Origin of the sequence: Exiguobacterium sp. TDN 0502, assembly GCF_050846835.1 — a bacterium.
In the GTDB taxonomy this organism is placed as follows: domain Bacteria; phylum Bacillota; class Bacilli; order Exiguobacteriales; family Exiguobacteriaceae; genus Exiguobacterium_A.
The window spans coordinates 181,426-200,956 of sequence record NZ_JBOZGJ010000003.1 but is presented as its reverse complement, the minus strand read 5'-3'; the positions used below and the strand labels follow the sequence as shown (position 1 = coordinate 200,956).

Annotated in this window: 25 protein-coding genes and 1 pseudogene; 24 read left to right on the top strand and 2 right to left on the bottom strand. The window is 46.2% G+C overall.

Features of this window, described 5'->3' with window-relative positions; genetic code table 11:
- The first annotated feature begins 7 nt into the window (after positions 1-7).
- The 12 genes from phoU to ACRPK8_RS05615 all read left to right on the top strand — a co-directional run bounded on the left by phoU (position 8) and on the right by ACRPK8_RS05615 (position 11,800).
- Positions 8-670, top strand: a complete 663-nt coding sequence (phoU, locus tag ACRPK8_RS05670; protein ID WP_432237317.1) for a phosphate signaling complex protein PhoU — start codon at positions 8-10, stop codon at positions 668-670.
- 106 nt (positions 671-776) lie between these two features.
- Positions 777-1,502 (top strand): DUF4912 domain-containing protein, encoded by a 726-nt coding sequence (locus ACRPK8_RS05665; protein ID WP_432237316.1) that lies wholly within the window; start codon positions 777-779, stop codon positions 1,500-1,502.
- 32 nt (positions 1,503-1,534) lie between these two features.
- Entirely contained in the window at positions 1,535-3,718 is a 2,184-nt protein-coding gene (locus tag ACRPK8_RS05660; protein WP_432237315.1) for a glycoside hydrolase family 57 protein, read from the top strand.
- Positions 3,719-3,822: 104 nt separating this feature from the next.
- Positions 3,823-3,972: a 50S ribosomal protein L33 gene (gene rpmG / locus ACRPK8_RS05655; RefSeq protein WP_012369771.1), complete on the top strand. Its 150-nt coding sequence runs from the start codon at positions 3,823-3,825 to the stop codon at positions 3,970-3,972.
- 57 nt (positions 3,973-4,029) lie between these two features.
- The gene (locus ACRPK8_RS05650) at positions 4,030-4,575 is read left to right on the top strand and encodes a 5-formyltetrahydrofolate cyclo-ligase (RefSeq protein ID WP_432237314.1); all 546 of its coding nucleotides are present in this window, start codon (positions 4,030-4,032) and stop codon (positions 4,573-4,575) included.
- Positions 4,569-5,348 (top strand): DUF92 domain-containing protein, encoded by a 780-nt coding sequence (locus ACRPK8_RS05645; protein WP_432237313.1) that lies wholly within the window; start codon positions 4,569-4,571, stop codon positions 5,346-5,348. The genes ACRPK8_RS05650 and ACRPK8_RS05645 overlap by 7 nt, the downstream gene beginning before the upstream one ends.
- Positions 5,349-5,510: 162 nt before the next feature.
- Positions 5,511-6,470 (top strand): L-lactate dehydrogenase, encoded by a 960-nt coding sequence (locus ACRPK8_RS05640; RefSeq protein WP_432237312.1) that lies wholly within the window; start codon positions 5,511-5,513, stop codon positions 6,468-6,470.
- A gap of 260 nt (positions 6,471-6,730) precedes the next feature.
- On the top strand, positions 6,731-7,240 hold the full coding sequence (locus tag ACRPK8_RS05635; protein WP_432237311.1) for an N-acetyltransferase family protein: 510 nt from the start codon (positions 6,731-6,733) through the stop codon (positions 7,238-7,240).
- A 152-nt stretch (positions 7,241-7,392) separates the two neighbouring features.
- On the top strand, positions 7,393-8,430 hold the full coding sequence (locus ACRPK8_RS05630) for a M42 family metallopeptidase (protein ID WP_432237310.1): 1,038 nt from the start codon (positions 7,393-7,395) through the stop codon (positions 8,428-8,430).
- Positions 8,414-8,617, top strand: a complete 204-nt coding sequence (locus tag ACRPK8_RS05625; protein WP_432237309.1) for a YqgQ family protein — start codon at positions 8,414-8,416, stop codon at positions 8,615-8,617. The genes ACRPK8_RS05630 and ACRPK8_RS05625 overlap by 17 nt, the downstream gene beginning before the upstream one ends.
- Positions 8,618-8,700: 83 nt before the next feature.
- On the top strand, positions 8,701-9,651 hold the full coding sequence (locus ACRPK8_RS05620; protein WP_432237308.1) for an ROK family glucokinase: 951 nt from the start codon (positions 8,701-8,703) through the stop codon (positions 9,649-9,651).
- Positions 9,652-9,874: 223 nt separating this feature from the next.
- Complete coding sequence (locus ACRPK8_RS05615; protein WP_432237307.1) at positions 9,875-11,800, top strand: LTA synthase family protein; 1,926 nt, start codon at positions 9,875-9,877, stop codon at positions 11,798-11,800.
- 249 nt (positions 11,801-12,049) lie between these two features.
- Here ACRPK8_RS05615 and ACRPK8_RS05610 read toward each other — a convergent pair whose 3' ends face one another.
- Positions 12,050-12,229: a DUF2759 domain-containing protein gene (locus tag ACRPK8_RS05610; protein WP_023467553.1), complete on the bottom strand. Its 180-nt coding sequence runs from the start codon at positions 12,227-12,229 to the stop codon at positions 12,050-12,052.
- A 168-nt stretch (positions 12,230-12,397) separates the two neighbouring features.
- Here ACRPK8_RS05610 and ACRPK8_RS05605 point away from each other — a divergent pair, with 168 nt between their 5' ends.
- Complete coding sequence (locus ACRPK8_RS05605) at positions 12,398-13,015, top strand: MBL fold metallo-hydrolase (RefSeq protein ID WP_432237306.1); 618 nt, start codon at positions 12,398-12,400, stop codon at positions 13,013-13,015.
- A 42-nt stretch (positions 13,016-13,057) separates the two neighbouring features.
- Here ACRPK8_RS05605 and ACRPK8_RS05600 read toward each other — a convergent pair whose 3' ends face one another.
- Positions 13,058-13,321 carry a DUF2626 family protein gene (locus tag ACRPK8_RS05600; RefSeq protein WP_023467555.1) on the bottom strand — a complete coding sequence of 88 codons (264 nt, stop codon included), beginning with the start codon at positions 13,319-13,321 and terminating at the stop codon, positions 13,058-13,060.
- A 224-nt stretch (positions 13,322-13,545) separates the two neighbouring features.
- Between ACRPK8_RS05600 and ACRPK8_RS05595 the strand changes: the two genes are divergently transcribed.
- The 11 genes and pseudogenes from ACRPK8_RS05595 (at position 13,546) to gcvT (ending at position 19,527) form a co-directional block, all read left to right on the top strand.
- Positions 13,546-13,932, top strand: coding sequence for a Spx/MgsR family RNA polymerase-binding regulatory protein (locus tag ACRPK8_RS05595; RefSeq protein WP_035409130.1), 387 nt, complete (start codon positions 13,546-13,548; stop codon positions 13,930-13,932).
- 60 nt (positions 13,933-13,992) lie between these two features.
- Positions 13,993-14,835 (top strand): ATPase, T2SS/T4P/T4SS family, encoded by an 843-nt coding sequence (locus ACRPK8_RS05590; RefSeq protein ID WP_432237305.1) that lies wholly within the window; start codon positions 13,993-13,995, stop codon positions 14,833-14,835.
- Entirely contained in the window at positions 14,787-15,791 is a 1,005-nt protein-coding gene (locus ACRPK8_RS05585; protein WP_432237304.1) for a type II secretion system F family protein, read from the top strand. Before ACRPK8_RS05590 ends, ACRPK8_RS05585 begins: the two co-directional genes overlap by 49 nt.
- Positions 15,792-15,808: 17 nt before the next feature.
- A complete protein-coding gene (locus ACRPK8_RS05580; RefSeq protein WP_023467559.1) occupies positions 15,809-16,120 on the top strand; it encodes a competence type IV pilus major pilin ComGC in 312 nt (103 codons plus the stop codon).
- Positions 16,089-16,550 (top strand): prepilin-type cleavage/methylation domain-containing protein, encoded by a 462-nt coding sequence (locus ACRPK8_RS05575; protein WP_432237303.1) that lies wholly within the window; start codon positions 16,089-16,091, stop codon positions 16,548-16,550. The genes ACRPK8_RS05580 and ACRPK8_RS05575 overlap by 32 nt, the downstream gene beginning before the upstream one ends.
- Positions 16,547-16,633 (top strand): annotated as a pseudogene (locus ACRPK8_RS05570) (prepilin-type N-terminal cleavage/methylation domain-containing protein); the annotation flags it as partial. The gene ACRPK8_RS05575 and the pseudogene ACRPK8_RS05570, both read left to right, overlap by 4 nt.
- Before the next feature lie 139 nt (positions 16,634-16,772).
- Positions 16,773-17,201: a hypothetical protein gene (locus ACRPK8_RS05565; protein ID WP_432237342.1), complete on the top strand. Its 429-nt coding sequence runs from the start codon at positions 16,773-16,775 to the stop codon at positions 17,199-17,201.
- The gene (locus tag ACRPK8_RS05560; RefSeq protein WP_432237302.1) at positions 17,198-17,470 is read left to right on the top strand and encodes a hypothetical protein; all 273 of its coding nucleotides are present in this window, start codon (positions 17,198-17,200) and stop codon (positions 17,468-17,470) included. Before ACRPK8_RS05565 ends, ACRPK8_RS05560 begins: the two co-directional genes overlap by 4 nt.
- A gap of 19 nt (positions 17,471-17,489) precedes the next feature.
- Positions 17,490-17,948, top strand: a complete 459-nt coding sequence (locus ACRPK8_RS05555) for a shikimate kinase (protein ID WP_432237301.1) — start codon at positions 17,490-17,492, stop codon at positions 17,946-17,948.
- Positions 17,949-18,058: 110 nt separating this feature from the next.
- Complete coding sequence (locus ACRPK8_RS05550; RefSeq protein WP_432237300.1) at positions 18,059-18,259, top strand: hypothetical protein; 201 nt, start codon at positions 18,059-18,061, stop codon at positions 18,257-18,259.
- Between the two features lie 185 nt (positions 18,260-18,444).
- Positions 18,445-19,527: a glycine cleavage system aminomethyltransferase GcvT gene (gcvT, locus tag ACRPK8_RS05545; RefSeq protein WP_432237299.1), complete on the top strand. Its 1,083-nt coding sequence runs from the start codon at positions 18,445-18,447 to the stop codon at positions 19,525-19,527.
- Positions 19,528-19,531: the final 4 nt, after the last annotated feature.

Here is a 19,531-nt window from a genome sequence, read left to right as displayed (position 1 = left end):
GAGACGAATGGCAGCGAACCGTACGATTTTTGGAGAAAATCTTGCAATACTCGACCAAAAGGTCTTTTTACTGGCACGTAAGACGATGCAACAAATCGCAACAACAGCAGAAGCACTTGAAAAGTATGATCAAGACATCGCGCGCGGTGTCATCGAAAATGATAATGAACTCGATGATCTCGAACTCGAAATCAATGATGATGCCATCCTGTTGATTGCAAAACAACAGCCGGTTGCGACGGATTTGCGTCGTATCGTCACGGCGATGAAGATCGCTTCCGATCTTGAACGGATTGCGGATTATGCAGGGAATATTTCGAAAGCAGTCCTGCGTGTCGAGACATTCCCCTATGTCATTGATATCTCATTACTCAAAGAGGCGTTCGAGACCTTACTCGATATGACGGAAACGGCAATCGTCGCCTATCGTGACGGAGATGTCGAAAAGGCAAAAGCATTGTCTGACCTCGATAACATCATTGATGAAACGACATACAAGGCACTGCGACAGTACATGCGTCATATGTCGCTACAACCGATCGTCGTGGATGAAGTCATGCAGTTTACGAATATTTGCCGTTATATCGAACGGATGGGTGACCACTTGACGAACGTCGGTGAGCATCTGATTTATCTCGAAAAAGGAAAACACTATGATTTAAACGGTTGAACCAAGTAGGCGGAGGAATTTCCTCTGCCTACTTTTTTTGTAAAGGGATTCGAAACACGTTTGTAGAATAGGAAAGAAGTGAATAATGACAGAGAGGTGATTGGGAATGCTTGAGCAAATCATTAAAATGAAGGAACAAGGGCTGACAACAAAACAAATCGCAGCTCAATTGGATACGACTGAAGGAAAAGTCAAATATGCATGGACGAAATACCGGAAGTCTCTCGCGGGACAATCCTCTACAGCGGTCCCGAAAGTGAAACCTAAAACGGTAAAGCAGACAAAAAAACGGGGATCAGCGGATCTTGATGTCGTACCTGCTGTTCATGTCATGCCGTCTTTAGAGCGGGATGCCTTCGGAATGGCAACGCATTATGAAGATGATATTTTGCATGCGATCGTTCAATCGCCGACTGCACTGTATGTCTATTGGGAATTATCAGAACTGTCGAAACAGTTGCTTGAGACCCACTACCATACGGCATTTGATTCATTCCGTAAAGAATTGCGGATCATCGATGTCACACTTGTCGATTATGAACAGGGACAAGCGAATCGAACGTATCAATTCGAATTACCGGAAATGACGAATGCGTGGTTCGTTCGACCGGTTACCCCAAATACTACATACATCATCGAATGGGGCATTCAAACGATTGATGGGGACTTCGTTCCAGTACTGCGGTCAAAACCAGTCGAAACGCCGCGCGACGAACCGGTCGCGGATGGCCGATTCGCTGAAGTCGTCCACCATTGGCAATACGGAGAGGTCGAACAGCCGGAATGGGTCGAAGTCTTACGCCCGTATTCCTATTTCGATCGCGTCCGGTAATAGAATTAGAGAGAGGGAAAGGAAGAGAAGCCATGCGTAAAGGATATTTTTCACTCGTCTTACATGCACACTTACCATATATCCGTCATGAAGAGGCACATCGTCTTGAGGAACGGTGGATGTATGAAGCGATTTCAGAAACGTACATCCCGTTATTATGGGAAGTCGATCGCTTGTCACGACCGCTCGGTTGGACAGTCAGTATTTCACCGCCCGTCATCGAGATGCTTGCCGATCCACTGATTCAAGAGCGGTATATCGAGCATATCGAGGATACATTGCGTTTAATCCGTCAGGAACTGGAGCGAGAGCTTGATCAAAAGGAGCGAGATGCCCTTTTGTTCTATCAAGACCGTTATCAAGACCTATTGAATACGTTCCTCCACTGGGAAAAGGATTTAAACCGGGCGTTCCGTCATTACAAGGAGCAAGGTTATCTCGATTTGATTACGTGTACGGCGACGCACGGATTCAGTCCGCATATGTTGTCCGAACAAGCGGCACGTTCTGAAATTCAGACAGGATTGAACTGTTTTGAACGTCATTACGGATTCCGTCCAACTGGTCTTTGGATGCCGGAATGTGCGTATACGCCAGGACTTGACCGTATTTTGTACGAAGAGGGCATTCGTTATACATTCGTTGACGAACACTCGATTTTAAATGCGGATCCGTCACCGAAACACGGAATCGGAGCACCTGTCTATTCGCCGCATGGTGTGGCACTCTTCCCGCGTGATCAAATCATTTCCGGAAAGATTTGGAGTTCCGTCATCGGATATCCGGGTCATCCGGATTACCGCGAGTTTTACCGGGATCTTGCGTATGACCGGGAATGGGATCAAATCGCTGAGTTCATGCATCCGGAAGGCTTGCGATATGATACGGGACTAAAGCTGCATCGTGTAACCGGGGAATCGGATCAAAAAGACTACTACGTTCGTGACTGGGCATGGCAACGGACAAGTGAGCACGCAGCAGACTTCGCACAAGCACTCGGCGAGCATCTGGACGCACATCAAGGACAAGACTTCCCACCGTTCCTTGTCACCGCACCATTCGATGCCGAATTGTTCGGTCACTGGTGGTTTGAAGGTCCCGACTTCCTCGGTAAAGCGATGGAACGTTTAGAAGATCAAGGAATTGAGTCGATTTCACCGGCGATGTTCCTCGAACGTCACTTCCAGGACATCGACACCGCGCATGTCGCGATGGGGACGTGGGGGCGTAAGGGTTATGCGGAAGTCTGGATCAATGAACGCAATGACTGGATGATTCGTCATCTCCATCAGCTTGAGAAGAGACTAGCAGGCGTCGTGGCACGAAACCGTCATCAAGATGCCTTGACTGTCAAAGCGAAGCGTCAACTCATTCGAGAATACCTGCTTGCTGTTTCAAGCGACTGGCCGTTCATTTTAGACGGACAGACGACCGCTCAGTATGCGGCAAACCGATTCCGGGAACACGTGTTACGGTTTGAAGAGACGGAACGGCGCCTCGATGCCAAAGAACTGACGCTCGATTGGTTGGAAAGAAGATACGAGCACTATCCGTTTCTGCAGGACGAAGACATCGAACCAGATGTTTTCCTGACGGCACATGATTATTACGTCGCTGTTAAACGCGATACGTCATGGAATACGGACGGAATCTTATTGTTCGTACGGGATTATGAGCAATCACATCGTCCGGCAAAAGATGTTGCGAAACGACTGGCAGCGGTGGGAGAGAATGTGTATGTCATTACGGAACATCCGGAAGCGTACCGTCTAGAAGACGGTGTACACATTTACGGTGTCCAAGTGACGGGCTTACCACTCGTTCAGACGTACAATCAGCTGGCAGCGTTAAACCTGGCTTTCTTACGTCAAGCGCAAGCTTTGTGTAAAATCGTTGATTTCCGAGTCCTCCATAACTTCAATATGGAGACGGCGTCAGCTGCGCAGTCGATTGCGAAAATCAAAGAGTTACCACTCGTCAGTAATGTCTACGATGTCGAAAGCGAACGCTCGCCTGATCGTTCAGGAGGTCTCGTCGTTGCCTTAAAACGACTAGAAGGAGATGCTCTCCGTCAATCGAGTGTCATTTATTTAGAGCGTGAAGAGTCACGCCATGGGGTGGAACAGGAGTATCACGTCGAAAAGAAACCCCTTCGTTTTGAAGAGAACCTTGAAAAACCATACCAACACGTGACGAATCCGAAAAAGAACGGATGAACAGTTGCAATTCCCTTCCTTTCTTGGTACGATACTTGAGTATGCTTAACCTTATGTAAAGCAAAATCACTTGATACATCGAGAGCTAGATAGGAGGGAATCCCATGCGCGTTAAAATTACATTAGCTTGCACTGAAACTGGTGACCGTACTTATATCACTAAAAAGAACAAGCGTAACAACCCAGAGCGTCTTGAGTTGAAGAAATACAACCCACGTCTCCGTAAGCACACACTTCACCGTGAAGTGAAATAATTGAGATGGAAGCCGTCACTTCGTGTGATGGCTTTTTTTGTGGAAAGGAAGTCAGTCATGGACAAACAGGAAGCACGCCGTCGAATCAAAGACCGGCTCGATCGAATGGAGAATCGGGCTGAAAAAGAACGATTGATACATGAACATGTCGTATTATTACCTGAATGGCAACAAGCGACCTGTGTCGCAATCACGTTAGCGTTTCGAAATGAATGTGATACGAGAATGCTGATTGAACGCGCATGGCAAGAGGATAAGACGGTCTTGATACCGAAAGTAACGGGAGAAGAGATGGTTTTTTACGAACATAAACCGGAAGATGTATTACAGCATAATCAGATGGGGATTGCTGAACCGATCGATTCGGCACGTCGCGTCTCGCTGGATCAAGCGGAACTGTGTCTCGTTCCGGGACGTGCGTATCGACGGGATGGCTATCGACTAGGATGGGGGGGTGGCTATTACGATCGGGCACTGATGACATACAGCGGATGCAAACTATCGATTGCTTTTTCTGAGCAGCTTCTTTCGGATTTTGATGTGGAAGCTTTCGATATTCCGGTCGACCTGATTGTCACGGATCAAGAGGTCATCCGATGTTAAAGATCACGATCTTGTTTTGCCTCGTACTCGCGCTGACCGGTTATCGATTTCGTTTGTTGACAATGAGTGGAGCTGTCCTGACACTTGTAGTCGGCAGTGGTGTTTCAGTCGGTTTTGGTTGGCAAGGGTTGGCAGTACTCCTACTCTTTTTCGGTAGTTCGAGTCTATTATCGAAAGTCGGACGTTCGAAAAAACAAGTCGTCGACACGATCGTTGAAAAAGACGGTGCACGTGATGGCTGGCAAGTGCTTGCAAATGGTGGAGTGGCACTTTTCGCTGCACTTGCATACACCATGACGCAGGAAGCTTCCTATCAATTGCTCTTTCTATTTGTCATCGCAGCGTCGAATGCCGATACATGGGCTTCGGAAATCGGACCACTTTCTAAACGGGATCCATGGTCATTGAAAACCTTTCGGCGTGTACCGGCCGGGACGAGCGGAGCGATGTCTGTCATTGGTACGATTGGAACGATAGCAGGAGCTGCCTTTATTGCATGTACCGCATCGCTCATTTTTTCGCTACCGATACCGATGGCGGTTCTCATCACGTCAATCGGTGTCTTAGGCAGTCTGTTCGATACGATTTTTGGAGCCACCTGGCAACGCGTGTACCGCTGTTCGATTTGTGGTGAACTGACGGAAAAGCGGATCCATCATCAAACACCGACCTCTTACGTTTCCGGGATTCGCATTCTTGGTAATGACGCTGTCAATTTTTTGACGAGCGGGCTTGCAGGTGGGATCGGGTTTATCTTCGTTCGATTCTGGTGAGTGGAAATCAAGAGCATATGATTCCTTATGTTAGGATATCAATGTCACAAAATGGACAAATGTGATTAATTTCACATATACCAAAGTTTGTAGAAGGTGTTACAATTTGATTGTGAGGTAGTTAACAAACTCTGATGGCGAATGAAAGGGTGGACATAACGAATGGAATTACATGCGAAAGTGACACGTGTAGCATTAATAGGAGCAGGAGCAGTCGGTTCAAGTTTTGCATACCAAATGTCGACGGCTGGTTTATGCGAAGAACTTGTCATCATTGATGTCAACAAGGCGAAGGCAGAAGGGGAAGCGATGGATTTAAACCACGGAACCCCGTTCAGTTCTTCGCCGATGCGCATCTGGGCAGGGGATTACGCGGACTGCCGCGAAGCGGAAGTCGTCGTCATTACGGCGGGAGCCCCGCAAAAGCCGGGTGAGACTAGACTCGATCTTGTTGCAAAGAATGCGTTGATCATGAAGGAAATGATTCGTCAAATCATGGAGTCCGGTTTTGATGGAATCATCGTCGTAGCGTCCAATCCAGTTGATATCATGGCGCACTTAGCATGGAAGTATTCGGGTTTGTCAAAGTCGCGGGTCTTCGGCTCAGGAACGGTTCTGGATACAGCCCGCCTGCGTCAAATGCTCGGAGAATACTTTCATATCGATTCGCGTAACGCTCATGCCTATATTCTTGGGGAACACGGAGATACCGAGTTCGCAGCCTGGAGCAACAGTCGGATTTACGGAAAGACGATCGATGAGCTGCTTGCAGAGGATGATCGGTATTCACAGGCAGACCTTGATCAAATCTATATCAACGTCCGTGATGCGGCCTACCATATCATTGAGCGTAAAGGTGCAACCTATTATGCAATCGGTCTCGGTCTCGTTCGAATCGTCCGCGCGATTCTCGGAAATGAAAATTGTCTCTTGACCGTCGGAGCCCATGTCGATGGTCAATACGGCATATCAGGTATTCATATCGGAGTTCCCGCCATCATCAATCGGCAAGGCGTCCGTGAAATCATTGAAGTCTCCTTGACGGAAGAAGAACTAAAAAAATTCCATCATTCAGCTGATGTTCTACGTCAAACGTTAGAACCTGTCCTGCAAGGACGGTAAAGCAGTGTAACACGATAACACTCAATCGATGTTCATATGCATCGGTCGGGTGTTTTTTGCTTGAAATCATACATACCTAATAAAAAGAACAGGTACCCATTGCATACATCTCGTCTTACGGTTACTTGAGAGTTAGTAAGAAAACGAAAAAGAAAAAATCCAGGTTTTATTTTACTAGAAAAAGGTTAAGTAGAAAGGTAGGAGCATTTTTACGTGTTTTTAGTACGACATGAAACCCAAAAAGGAGAGAACCGACAGTCATGTATACTTTTCGAAAATTAACTAAAGAGGATGCAGAACAATACTGGAATCTACGCCTTGAGGGACTAAAAAATCATCCGGATGCTTTTGGACATTCGTTTGATGACGAACAGCAGACGCCGTTACGTGAGGTGCAGGAAGGACTTGAAGGGGAACCTGATTCTGATGAAATCTGGCTAGGTATATTCGATGGGGATACCTTATTCGGTTTCGGTCAAGTGAAGCCATATGAACTTTCACGTGAATCACACAAAGCGATGATTTCCGGTGTATATGTCTCGCCTGAATACCGGGGAGGAACGGGTCGTGCCTTGATGGAGGCCTTGATCGATGAAGCGAAAAAAATACCAGATGTCGAACAAGTCATCCTTGCTGTCTTGTCAGGAAATGAAGCTGCTCAAAGTCTCTATGAGTCTCTTGGATTCGAAGTCTATGCAGAAGATCCAGATTCCGTAAAACTGGAAGATGGTACGTATCGAGATGACATTTGGATGAAGAAGTACGTCTAACCCGGAATACGAAAAAGCTGTAGTGTGGGCATACTACAGCTTTTTCGTATACCTGGACGAATATATCAGTATCGAATGAGTGAGATTGTTTGTTATCATGAAGGAAATGCGGAAGCAACGATGCAGTCCGACTGAAAGGGAGCGAATGAATCATGAAAGAAGTCATACGTACGATTGAAGAACTTGTCTCGATTCCAAGTCCGACAGGATCAACGAAAGAAGCGATTACATATGTAGAGAATCGGTTGCAGGCAGATGGAATCAGTTACCGAAAGCTTGAGAAAGGTGCAATCCTTGCGACGATACCGGGCGTTTCGGAACGAACGCGTTTGTTGACGGCACATGTCGATACGCTCGGTGCAATGGTCAAGGAAATTCTGCCGACCGGTCGTTTACGGTTATCTCAGCTGGGGGGATATGCCTGGACAGCAATCGAAGGGGAAAATTGTTTGATCCATAAGATGGACGGGCAGACGGTCTCCGGTACGATCGTCTTCCATCATTCGAGTGTCCATACATCACGGGAGACGAATTCGACTGAACGTTCTAGTGAAAATATTGAAGTCCGACTGGATATCCGTTCAACGACAGCAGAAGAAACACGAGTCGCGGGCATTGAAGTAGGGGATATCGTCACGTTTGATCCAAGATTCGATTATACGGAAACGGGATTCGTGAAATCACGTCATCTTGACGATAAGGCATCGGTTGCTTTATTGCTTGAACTGGTCAAGGAATGGAAAAAGAGTGAACTCCCGCATACGATCCAAATCTTAATCTCGAATTATGAAGAGGTCGGATTCGGTGGAAATGCTGGGTTTACAGAAGACGTTGCAGAATACATCGCGGTGGATATGGGAGCTTTAGGTGACGGTCAACATTCGGATGAATTCACCGTCTCCATTTGTGCCAAGGACGGATCAGGTCCTTACGACTTAGAATTACGCCATCAGTTGACGCGTCTTGCCCAGCGAGACAGCATTCCCTACAAGGTCGATATCTATCCTTTCTACAGTTCAGATGCCTCAGCAGCAGTCCGCGCCGGTCATGACATCCGTCATGGATTGTTTGGTCCGGGGATCGAATCAAGTCACTCCTATGAACGTACGCATGAAACGTCCTTACAAGCGACATATGACTTGTTGAATGCCTATGTAAAGGAGCCGATGATCGATGAAGACGCTGTATGATGTCCAGCAGTTACTGAAGACATACGGGACGTTCATCTATTTAGGAGACCGGGCATCGGATATCGCGATGATGATGCTGGAACTCGATGAGTTGTATGAAGCCGGCGTTTTAGAACAGCGCCAATATGACTCGGCAAAATTAATTTTGCGCCATGAATTAAAACGATCTGAAACGGATCAACCCTAACAGTGCGCAACCCTTTGCGCATTGAAGAGGATTTCGGTAAAATGAAAACGTAGACATTAAACGAAAATAGGGGAGACATAAAGATGAAATGGTTACTCGGTATTGATATCGGTGGTACGACGGTCAAGATGGCAATCTTGGATTTACAAGGGATCATCGTCGAAAAGTGGGAAATTGAAACCGTTATTTTAAATGATGGGGCGCAAATTCCGGGCGACATCGCAAAGTCGTTCTTTGAGAAATGCCAAGAAAGCAATAAGCGACCAGAAGACTTCGTAGGTGCCGGTATCGGAGCACCTGGATTCATTGATTTCAACACGGGCGTCATCGAAAAGGCTGTGAATATCGGATGGCATGATTTTGAACTGGTTGGTGAGTTCGAACGGCTGACAGGCTTACCGGCAGTCCTTGAAAATGATGCAAACGCAGCGGCGATCGGTGAAATGTGGAAAGGGGCGGGTAGTGGTGCGACGGAACTACTCGCAGTCACGCTCGGAACGGGTGTTGGCGGAGGCTTGATCACGAATGGTCAAATCGTTCACGGAACGGTCGGTATGGCGGGCGAGATTGGTCACATCACGATGTTGCCTGAAGGTGGTGTCATGTGCGGATGCGGACGTAAAGGATGCCTCGAGACGATCGCATCAGCGACGGGCATCGCTCGATTAGGTCTTGAGAAGCGAAAAGGTCAGGAGACGTTACTGAATGACATTAAGGCAGTGACGGCGAAAGATGTCTTTGAAGCATATGAGAAGGGAGACCGAATCGCTACAGAAGTCGTAGAAGAAGTGACGTATCATCTCGGTCTTGCGATTTCGAATCTCGCGAATAGCATCAACCCGGAGATCATCGTCATCGGTGGCGGTGTCTCAAAAGCTGGAGAGACGTTGCTTGCACCATTACGGACGCAATTCGAGCGTTTTGCATTACCGCGTGTTTTCGGTTCAACGACGTTTAAAATCGCTGAGCTGGAGAATGATGCTGGTGTCATCGGTTGTGCATGGCTTGCTAAACAAATGTTTCTGTCGAAATGATGATATTCTATTTCAATGAAAGATTCGCTTTTGCGAATCTTTTTTTTGTTTACAAACGTACAGTAAATATGTGATTGTTAAGTATCTTCCGGATTCCGGTTGCATTTTTGTAAAACTAAGCGTAAAATTTTCACGTGATACGGGTATATGTACATTATGATGTAAGTTGTGTGAACTGAAAGTAGAAAGCAGAAAGCACATGTAAATTAGGAGGCAGGTTTTTATGCAGCAAGACGCAAACATCTGGTCGCGAATGCGCCTAAAGATGGGTCAAGGCGTTCGCAGTACCTATAAAGAACACAAGCTCTTTTGGATTGCGACCTTATTGATTTGGTTAAAAACGTATTTAGCGTATACACTTTTCTTTAATGTTCCCATTACGAACTCTGCGCAAGCATTCATTTTACTGATCAACCCGATTAGTTCAGCGCTCTTCATGTTCGGGTTCAGTTTCTTCTTCCGGGGGAACGTCCAAAAGTGGTTCATTTACGGCACATTATTCGTCGCAACACTCATTTTATATGCGGATATCATTTTCTTCCGCTTCTTTAATGATTATCTGACATTGCCAGTATTGTTCCAAACATCCAATGCGGAGACGGTCTCCGCTTCACTCGGATCGCTTTTAAGCTGGGCTGACTTACTGATCGTCGGTGATTTAATCATCTTACCGTTCTTCCTACGGAAAATGGATATGTCAAAAAATGTCGCATCACGCGGACGTGCGATTCTTGCATTCGTCGCAGCAGTCGTCGTTTTCCTTGGAAACTTGACACTCGCTGAGACAGAGCGCCCGGAATTGCTCACACGTGCCTTTGACCGGGAATTGCTCGTCAAGAATATCGGAACATTTAACTTCCATATGTATGATGCGCTTATCCAGTCGAAGACTTCTGCGCAAAAAGCGCTTGCAGACAGTTCGGAATTATCGGAAGTCCAAAACTTCATCGATTCGAAGCACGCTGCACCGAATCCTGCGATGTTCGGAAAATATAAAGGGAAGAACGTCATCGTTGTTTCCTTTGAATCGGCTCAATCGTTTGCAGTCGGATTAAAAGCTCCGAATGGTCAGGAAATTACACCGAACTTGAACAAGTTGATTAAAGAATCTCACTCGTGGGATAACTTCTATCACAACACAGGTCAAGGGAAGACTTCTGACGCCGAGTTCATTCTTGAAAACTCGATTTATCCGCTCGGTCGTGGATCGGCATTCTTTACGAATGGGGAAAACGAGTTCCGTGCGACACCGGAAATGTTGAAAGAAGATGGATATTATTCTGCCGTCTTCCATGCAAACAATAAATCATTCTGGAACCGGGATATCGTCTACAACAGCTTCGGCGTAGATCGTTTCTTCTCGGAAACAGACTATGATTTAGGAAATCCGGCCGATTTGACGGAATGGGGCTTACTCGATGATAAATTCTTCGAACAGTCACTACCGATGTTGAAGGATTTACCGCGTCCGTTCTATTCGAAGTTCATCACGTTGACGAACCACTATCCGTTTGAGATGCCTAAACCAGAAGATGAACTTGTTCCACCACTCGAAACAAGTTCGACGACATTGAATCATTATGTACAGGCGCTTGCTTATCAGGATATGGCACTTGGTAAATTCATCGAAGGTTTGAAAAAAGACGGTACATGGGACGATACGATCTTCATGTTATACGGTGACCACTATGGTATCTCGACGAACCATAATGCCGCAATGGCGGAACTGATGAAGAAAGATGAGTTAACGCCGTATGACGTTGCGCAACTCCAACGTGTACCATTCGTCATCCACTTACCAGGACAGACAAAAGGGGTTAAACACGAAGATGTCGCGAGTCAAATCGATATCAAACCGACATTGCTTCATCTGTTAGGACATGACTTCAAAAACGAGGTGCTGTTCGGTACCGATCTCTTCTCGAAACAACATAAGGATTATGCGTTGTTCCGTGACGGTTCAGTCGTAACGGACAAGACGGTCTATACGCAAGAAACGTGTTATGATCGGAAAACCGGGGAAGAAGTGACGGATGAGAAACAATCGGAGATGTGTAAACAATCAACGAAACAATCCGAGAAGGAACTAGGACTTTCGGATAAAGTCATCTATGGTGACCTGCTCCGCTTCCTTCAAACTTCAAAATAAGTATGGATATGGATCTACTTATGGGTAGATCCACCAGACTGAAGATAAAGTGCAGTTTTTCTCTTGACGAGAAAGATTGCGCTTTTTTTGTGCTTCTCTCTTCTTTCTTCCAGGTATAAAACGAAGAAGAAGGACTTTCTATGGTGCATAGTGAGATTACCATCACCGTTCAGACCATGTCACCATGACATATGCGGTCAAATAAAAAGAGAGATGCACGAGGCACCTCTCTTTTTATGCGTATGCTGATTACGATGGAATACCGCCGTAAATCAATGTCGCAATTCCGAACCAGCCGAACAAGACGACAGTCAGACCTGCGAATACGAGTGGAAACATTTGGCGTTTCTTAAGTGAACGAACGACGGCCCAAACGCCGACGAGTGCGACGAAGAAGAAAAGCCAACCGATTGGTTGATCCAAATGCATGACGTACTCCCCCTTAAACAATCACGTTATGAATTTCACGAAGATTTCACTTAAATCTCACTTTTTAGTTTATCCGACTCGCGGGATAAAGTCGAGAGGACGTTGCAGGAAGTTTCGACAATTTCGTGTATAGTAGGAGAAGAGTCTAATGAAAAGGGGTTTTACAGAATGGAAATCGTAATGATCACGTCCGGTATGGCATCCGAGAATGGCTATCTGCTATTTCAGGACAAGGAATGCATCGCCATTGATCCGGGAACAGAGGATATGCGTTTTTTCGATGAAATTGAAAGTCGAGGGGCAACTTTAAAAGCGATCTTGCTGACACATGCGCATTTTGATCATATCGGTGGTGTCGATATGTTACGACGCTTTACGGAAGCGCCGGTCTATGTCCATCCAGAAGAAGCAGGATGGCTCGGTAATCCAGAATGGAATGGTTCAGCAAAATTCGGTATGCCACCGATGCGGATGAAACCAGCCGATCATCTGTTGCAATCAGGGCGGTTGACGATCGGTAGCTTTTCAATGCATGTACTTGAGACGCCAGGGCATTCACCGGGAAGTGTGACGTTCTACTTCAAAGGAGAGCGGATTGCATTTGGGGGGGATCTCTTATTCCAGCAAGGAGTAGGACGGACGGATCTCTATGGTGGCGATCAAGACGTGTTGATGCGTTCGCTTGATCGCATCATCGCTGAGCTACCGGCAGATACCACGGTTTATCCAGGGCATGGTCCAAGTACGACGATTCGTCAAGAGATGAAATCCAATCCATTCCTATGACAAAAAAACTCGCCATCCGGAAGGATGACGAGTTTTTTTTGATTACATCTGGAAATTCGACCAGTACGTAAAGACGATGAAAAATACAGTTAAGTAAGCTCCAAAGATGTAGACATACGTTTTTTCAGTTAAGCGCAAGTAACCAAGCGCTGCGAAAAAGACGGTTTGTGCCAAGAAGACGAAGCCCATGACTAAAAATGAATCCGTATGCTCACTTGAGCTTGCATCGCCACCCAATGCGCCGATAAATGCCATGACTGCGATGATACCAGTCCAGAAACCGAGTACGCGGTACATTCTCCCCATTCCTATAACCCCCTAAATCCGACAGATAGTCAATATACGTACTTATTTTACCAAGCAAACAATCATCCGTCTATCCTGTTCTAGTGATTGTTAAGGAATAACTGTGAACAAAAGATGAAGTTTCAAAAAAAGTTGTACAATAGTTGTACAAAAGGTGTACAAATCCAAAAAGCCTTGCTATAGTAACTGTAATGAAACCCCACACTTTGAGAGGAGGAGCAAAAATGGCGAATGAACTAGTCTTTTTCACATATCCAAGTTGTACATCATGTCGTAAAACGAAATCATGGTTAAAAGAGGAACATGTTGATGTAGAGGAACGTCATCTGTTCAGAAATGCTCCAACAGTTGATGAACTCATGGAGCTGTTGAAATTATCGACAGATGGGATTGAAAGTTTGCTCGCAACACGCAGCCAAGCTTTTAAAGATCTTGGAATCGATATTGAAGACATGAAACTCAGTGAGTTATTACGCCTCATGAGTGACAATCCGAAATTGTTACGCCGTCCAATCATCACTGATGGAAAACAACTCGTTATCGGATATGATAAGCCAGGTCTTGAGACGTTAGCGAAGCGTAAACATCGGACAATTGCACACGTATCATAAAGAAGCCGAGTTGGTCGGCTTCTTTTTTTTGTGTATCTTGTGGTAGGGAGGTGAGGAAAGATGAGAGAATGGACCGCACAATTGATGGAACGATTCGAGGCGCTTGGTGCAACGGATGTGCATTTTGTTCCCAGTGAAGAGCATGTTCGGATCGTCTGTCGGACCGGAACGGGACTCTGTGAGCAAGATGCAGTGGCACTCACGCAGTACCGGACACTTGTCAGTCATGTCCGTTATGAAGCCAATTTAAAAGAGCAAAACGAACGGGTTCCCCAAAGTGGACTGTATCCTCATGGAAAACAAGGAATGCGTGTCTCTTTGTTACCGAGTCGCCAGGGGGATGCCATGTCTTGGCGATTCTATCGCTCGACGGTCTCGCGTGAGGTGGCACTGCGGACGTTGGATAATCAGCTGGACTTCTCGTGGCTCAGGCAACAACGTCATGGTTGCATCGTCATTTCTGGATCGACAGGTGCCGGGAAAACGACCTTGATGTATTCTTTGATGAGTGCGATGGAGGAAAAGCGAATCATTTCAATCGAAGATCCTGTTGAATGTACTGTGCCGAACGTTTTACAGCTGGAACTAAATGAAAAAGCAGGTTTTACAGCTACCCGCTGTTTCGAAGAGATTTTACGGGCTGATCCGGATTGGATTGTGTTCGGTGAAGTACGTACAAAGGAAGCCGCCCGTTTAACGATTAATGCAGCGCTGAGCGGTCACGTCGTAGTGTTTACATTACATGCCGGTAGTATTGAAGAAGCGCGGCTGCGTCTGCGCAGTCTCGGCATCGAAGAGTCTGAATTAGCAATTTGTCAACGCATCATTCATCTCGATCGGAAAGGGGAGAATGTATGTTGTACCGTCAAAAGCTTACAAGCCGCGATCAAAGTCGATTCCTAAAACGGTATCATCGATTGTTATCAAAAGGAATTTCAGCAAAAGAGACGTTAATCATCTTGAAGCGGTTTGAACGTCAGCCGTTTGCAGGAGTGGTGGATGAAATGGAGAGGCGACTAGTGAAAGGAGAAGCCTTTGCTGCGACTCTTGAACCACTCGCTCTCACGGACACGCTGAAACGGTTGTTATTCGTCGGTGAAAGAACGGAACGACCGCTACTCGTCCTTCGTCAAATCGTCAAACTGCTCGATCTTGAAACCGAGATGCGCTCGAAATTTTGGAAAATGGTACGGTATCCGCTCGTCCTTGCCGCAAGTCTATTCCTCTTATTTTTCTTTTATGCCTTGTATGTGTTTCCTTCCCTACTCGAGATGACGGATCCAAAGGCTCTTCCATCCTTCCTCCATCTACTGTTACATCCTTCGGCAAAATACATTCTCGCCAGTCTGCCGATTCTAACAGGGGTCTCCTTCTACCTCTTTTTCCGTCTAGTTCCATTAACGCGTATTCTACGCCTGAAGCCGCTACAACGTTTGATTCGTCTCTACTATAGTTACTTGTTTACGATCGAAGTCGGATCGTTCATTGATGCTGGATTTTCGCTTGAAGAGACGTTTCGTCATCTGGAGCAAGGACAAGTGAATAAAAAAGGACATCTGTATGCGCGATTACACACAAAACAACAGGCGGGAGAACCTCTCGCAGAAGCACTGGGCGAAGATGAAATCATCGAAGCCGAGACGATCGGCATCGTCCACTTGGCAAGGGAAAGTGGCGATCTTGGTCCGTTGTTGCTCGAACAAGCGACGCTGTTACATGAGGCGATGGAAGAAGAGCTTGAGAAAAAGCTGTTATGGATCGAACCGATATTGTACGGCGGATTGACGATCATGACGGGAACGTTGTTTCTCATCTTATATTATCCGATTCAACTCGCAATTCAGCAGCTTCCATTCTAAACAGAGGAGACGATCTGATGAAACAATTCTTAAAACGACAGGATGGGTTTACCTTACTTGAGATGGCAGCCGTCTTATTAATCATTTCATTGTTACTGCTCGTCTTGATTCCAACGATGACAAGTGGAAAGGACCAAGCGAAAGGTGTCAGCTGTGAGGCGAACATCCGGGTCATTCGTTCAGAGGTCAATCTATATTACGCAAAAGAAAAGAAATATCCGGAATCGCTTCAGACAATCAACCGGGGAACGGCTGATAAGCCGAATGCGCTCGTCTGTGATCAGGAGACCTACACATATGATCCAAAGACCGGCGAACTTACGAAGTGAACAGGGGTTTACATTGTTCGAGATGACAGCGGTTCTGACGATTTGTGCTTGTATGCTCGTTCTCCTGTTACCGATACTGTTTGAAAAACGTCCGGACTGGGTGCCGCTCGAACAAGAAGTGAATGTAATGGAACAGGACATTCAGACGTTAAGGCTCATGCAGTACTCGAAGCAAGATCAAGCACTCATGCAGTTTCGTTTCCGAGGAGATGGAACCGGTTATCTCGTCCTGGCGGATGACCGGTTGTTGTGGCAACGGACATTTCAACCCGGACATACGTGCGTCGTACCACCTTCCAATCGGATCATTTATTTCAAAAGTTATCATTCAATTTATGCGGCGACCTGGTCGTGCCGATCGGCGACAGCTGAATATGAAATTAAATTTTTACTTGGTAATTATCAAATGGCGATTCGGAAAGTGAGATGATCGGCATGTCTTTCGCGCGTCAAGACGGGTTTTCCTTACTGGAAACCATTCTTTCGATTGTTGCGGTCGGTATCTTCTTAATGCTTGCGCTTGATCCGTATCTTGATTTACGCGCAAAACAAATACAGTGGGAACAAGAGACAGGACGACTGGAACAGATGGCGACGGATCAAGTCGAAAATCGAACGGCGTCCTATGTCATAAAGCAAGGAGCGTGGTGTAATGAAACGACATGTCTTGCGAGCAGAATCCGGAATGACCCTCCTCGAACTGTCCTTCGTCCTTTGGCTCGGCCCGCTGATGTTGCTGGCTCTATTGACGCTTACGTCACTCGTCCATCCACCAGAGAGCAATCGAATGAGTGAAGCCTTGTTTTTTCATACAGTTGAGCGTTTGATGTGGCGTAGTACGATGTGTGAACGAGTCGACGATGAGATTCGAGGGATGGACGTCAATCCAGGAGAGACGGCTGAAAAATGGCGTCTTGTCCGCGTACAAGATCAATTACGCCTCAAGAAAGAACAGGGAGGTGAACTGACATACGCACGCGACGTCAAACAATACACGGTGACAGGGGATGCCGAAATTCTCTCGATCCAGTTGAACGGCAGCAAGCGCTCCTTTCACTGCCGCAAGAAGGATTCATCTTGATTCAGACATTACTCTTACTTCTTGGAATGGGTGTCGTCATCCTGATTTCTTGTCAACAAATCGATGGGGCGATGCGGCATCAGCAATTGGAACAGGAGGCATTGCAATTGGAGTCTTTAGTGAGGGCAGGAAAAGAAGACTGTTTGAAGGAGGAGACCATCCATTATCCGATTGGACAAGTTAGCTGTACAGTGACTGATAAAGGCTTTAAAATGGAAGCGAGATTAGACAATGGTCAGAGAATCGAGGCGGTCGTCACGAATGAATAAGGTTTATTTGATAGGGTTTATGGGAACTGGTAAATCAGCTGTCGGACATCGATTACGTGTCCGCTATGAGGTGGATGAACTCGATGAACGATTTGAGCGGGAGTATGGCGGAACGATAGCTTCGTATTTCGAACGATATGGTGAAGCAGGGTTTCGGCTACGTGAAAGCGAATTGTTAAGGGACAGTCAACTGGAAATCGTCGTCACCGGTGGCGGAATCATCGAGCGTCAGGAAAATCGGACGTTCATGCAAACAACAGGAACGGTGATATGGATTGATACACCATTTGATCTTATCTGGGAGCGAATCGCAGCTGATCCGAAACGTCCGCTCGTCATCGAACGGCAACAGGTCAGAAGGTTATTCGAGCGACGTTATCCGTTATACGCAGAAGTTGCCTCTGTTCGGCTCGAAGGAACAAAATCAATCGACGAATTGGTTCACTCGATTGAATCAGTATTGGAGGAGAAGTCATGATTTGGATTACGTTAAACATTATTGTATTTTCAGTTATTGGACTTGTGATTTTTGGATTTAGTCTATACAAAAAGAAGCTGTCTCAGGATATTCGCCAATTGAAAAAGCTGATGGAACGCTTTACGATTCGCCAGCAGACACTACAAACGAACATCGATCATACGACCCATCGCGTCGATCAAATTAAAGAAAACATCAATCGAATTACGGAAGAAGGAAATCGCGTCAAGCAAGGAGCAAGTCAGTTGGTTACGGAAGGGCGACGACTTCAAGAAGAAATCAAGCGAACTGCCGGAATCAAGCAATTTTGAAATGGCTTTCATGGGAAGAATATGAAACAATAGGAGAGAAGGGACAGGGTCCTTTCTCTCTTTTTCGTGTGTTCCTTTTTCCGAATAATACTAGATAATTATGATTTTAATTGGTAAGATGGATTTGAAAATGGAACATTAAAGAGAAGAGAGAGTAAAAACGTTCGGGAATAGGGGGATTATGTATGAGTCAAACGACATTAAAAAGAACACCGTTATTCGAGACGGTTTCGCAAACCGGTAAGATGGTGGATTTTGCAGGTTTTGAAATGCCAGTTTTATTTTCCTCGATTAAAGAAGAGCACGTTGCGGTAAGGGAGAACGTCGGTATGTTCGACGTCTCGCACATGGGTGAACTGTTCGTCAGCGGACCAGATGCTCTTTCGTTTTTACAAGCCACGTTATCGAATGACATTTCGAAGATTGCGGTGGGGCAAGCGCAATATAACGTCTTATGTCAAGAAGATGGTGGCACGGTCGATGATTTGCTCGTCTATCGTTTAGCAGAAACGGACTATCTTCTCGTCGTCAATGCCTCGAACATTGAAAAAGATGAACAACATCTACGTCAGTATCTAACAGGGGACGTCATACTTGAGAATCAATCAGATCAATACGGTCAAATCGCTGTCCAAGGACCTCGTGCGGAAGAAGTTCTCTCCGGCATGACGTCACTTAACTTATCGGAGGTCGGATTTTTCAAGTTCCAACGGGGAACGGTTGCGGGAGTTGAGATGATCGTCTCACGTAGCGGTTATACAGGAGAAGACGGATTCGAGCTCTACATGGCAGCCGGTGACGCACCTGCTGTCTGGCAAGCACTGCTTCAGCAAGATGTCGTACCATGCGGACTCGGGGCACGCGATACATTGCGTTTTGAGGCATGTCTTCCGCTTTATGGACATGAGTTATCAGCGACGATTTCACCCATCGAAGCTGGTATGGGATTTGCCGTCAAACCACAAGTCAAATCGTTCGTTGGTTCTGAAGTCTTATTACAACAAAAAGAACAAGGTGCACCGCGGCGGTTGATTGGTCTTGAACTACTCGATAAAGGGATTGCACGTCAAGATGCACCGGTTTGGCATGATGGGGAAGTCGTTGGTGTCGTGACGACGGGTACGTTACCACCGACCGTTGGAAAAGCAATCGCTTGGGCGCTCGTTCCAGCAGAAGTATCGGAACAAGAGCAATTTGAAGTGGAAGTACGTGGCAAACGTCTAACAGCGAAGCGGACAGCGACACCGTTTTATCGTCGCACGAAATAAGGGG

Coding starts and splice junctions, on each gene's coding strand:
- phoU (WP_432237317.1), top strand. CDS start 8: ATGGCAGCGAACCGTACGATTTTTGGAGAAAATCTTGCAATACTCGAC.
- ACRPK8_RS05665 (WP_432237316.1), top strand. CDS start 777: ATGCTTGAGCAAATCATTAAAATGAAGGAACAAGGGCTGACAACAAAA.
- ACRPK8_RS05660 (WP_432237315.1), top strand. CDS start 1,535: ATGCGTAAAGGATATTTTTCACTCGTCTTACATGCACACTTACCATAT.
- rpmG (WP_012369771.1), top strand. CDS start 3,823: ATGCGCGTTAAAATTACATTAGCTTGCACTGAAACTGGTGACCGTACT.
- ACRPK8_RS05650 (WP_432237314.1), top strand. CDS start 4,030: ATGGACAAACAGGAAGCACGCCGTCGAATCAAAGACCGGCTCGATCGA.
- ACRPK8_RS05645 (WP_432237313.1), top strand. CDS start 4,569: ATGTTAAAGATCACGATCTTGTTTTGCCTCGTACTCGCGCTGACCGGT.
- ACRPK8_RS05640 (WP_432237312.1), top strand. CDS start 5,511: ATGGAATTACATGCGAAAGTGACACGTGTAGCATTAATAGGAGCAGGA.
- ACRPK8_RS05635 (WP_432237311.1), top strand. CDS start 6,731: ATGTATACTTTTCGAAAATTAACTAAAGAGGATGCAGAACAATACTGG.
- ACRPK8_RS05630 (WP_432237310.1), top strand. CDS start 7,393: ATGAAAGAAGTCATACGTACGATTGAAGAACTTGTCTCGATTCCAAGT.
- ACRPK8_RS05625 (WP_432237309.1), top strand. CDS start 8,414: ATGAAGACGCTGTATGATGTCCAGCAGTTACTGAAGACATACGGGACG.
- ACRPK8_RS05620 (WP_432237308.1), top strand. CDS start 8,701: ATGAAATGGTTACTCGGTATTGATATCGGTGGTACGACGGTCAAGATG.
- ACRPK8_RS05615 (WP_432237307.1), top strand. CDS start 9,875: ATGCAGCAAGACGCAAACATCTGGTCGCGAATGCGCCTAAAGATGGGT.
- ACRPK8_RS05610 (WP_023467553.1), bottom strand. CDS start 12,229: ATGCATTTGGATCAACCAATCGGTTGGCTTTTCTTCTTCGTCGCACTC.
- ACRPK8_RS05605 (WP_432237306.1), top strand. CDS start 12,398: ATGGAAATCGTAATGATCACGTCCGGTATGGCATCCGAGAATGGCTAT.
- ACRPK8_RS05600 (WP_023467555.1), bottom strand. CDS start 13,321: ATGGGGAGAATGTACCGCGTACTCGGTTTCTGGACTGGTATCATCGCA.
- ACRPK8_RS05595 (WP_035409130.1), top strand. CDS start 13,546: ATGGCGAATGAACTAGTCTTTTTCACATATCCAAGTTGTACATCATGT.
- ACRPK8_RS05590 (WP_432237305.1), top strand. CDS start 13,993: ATGAGAGAATGGACCGCACAATTGATGGAACGATTCGAGGCGCTTGGT.
- ACRPK8_RS05585 (WP_432237304.1), top strand. CDS start 14,787: ATGTTGTACCGTCAAAAGCTTACAAGCCGCGATCAAAGTCGATTCCTA.
- ACRPK8_RS05580 (WP_023467559.1), top strand. CDS start 15,809: ATGAAACAATTCTTAAAACGACAGGATGGGTTTACCTTACTTGAGATG.
- ACRPK8_RS05575 (WP_432237303.1), top strand. CDS start 16,089: ATGATCCAAAGACCGGCGAACTTACGAAGTGAACAGGGGTTTACATTG.
- ACRPK8_RS05565 (WP_432237342.1), top strand. CDS start 16,773: ATGAAACGACATGTCTTGCGAGCAGAATCCGGAATGACCCTCCTCGAA.
- ACRPK8_RS05555 (WP_432237301.1), top strand. CDS start 17,490: ATGGGAACTGGTAAATCAGCTGTCGGACATCGATTACGTGTCCGCTAT.
- ACRPK8_RS05550 (WP_432237300.1), top strand. CDS start 18,059: ATGGAACGCTTTACGATTCGCCAGCAGACACTACAAACGAACATCGAT.
- gcvT (WP_432237299.1), top strand. CDS start 18,445: ATGAGTCAAACGACATTAAAAAGAACACCGTTATTCGAGACGGTTTCG.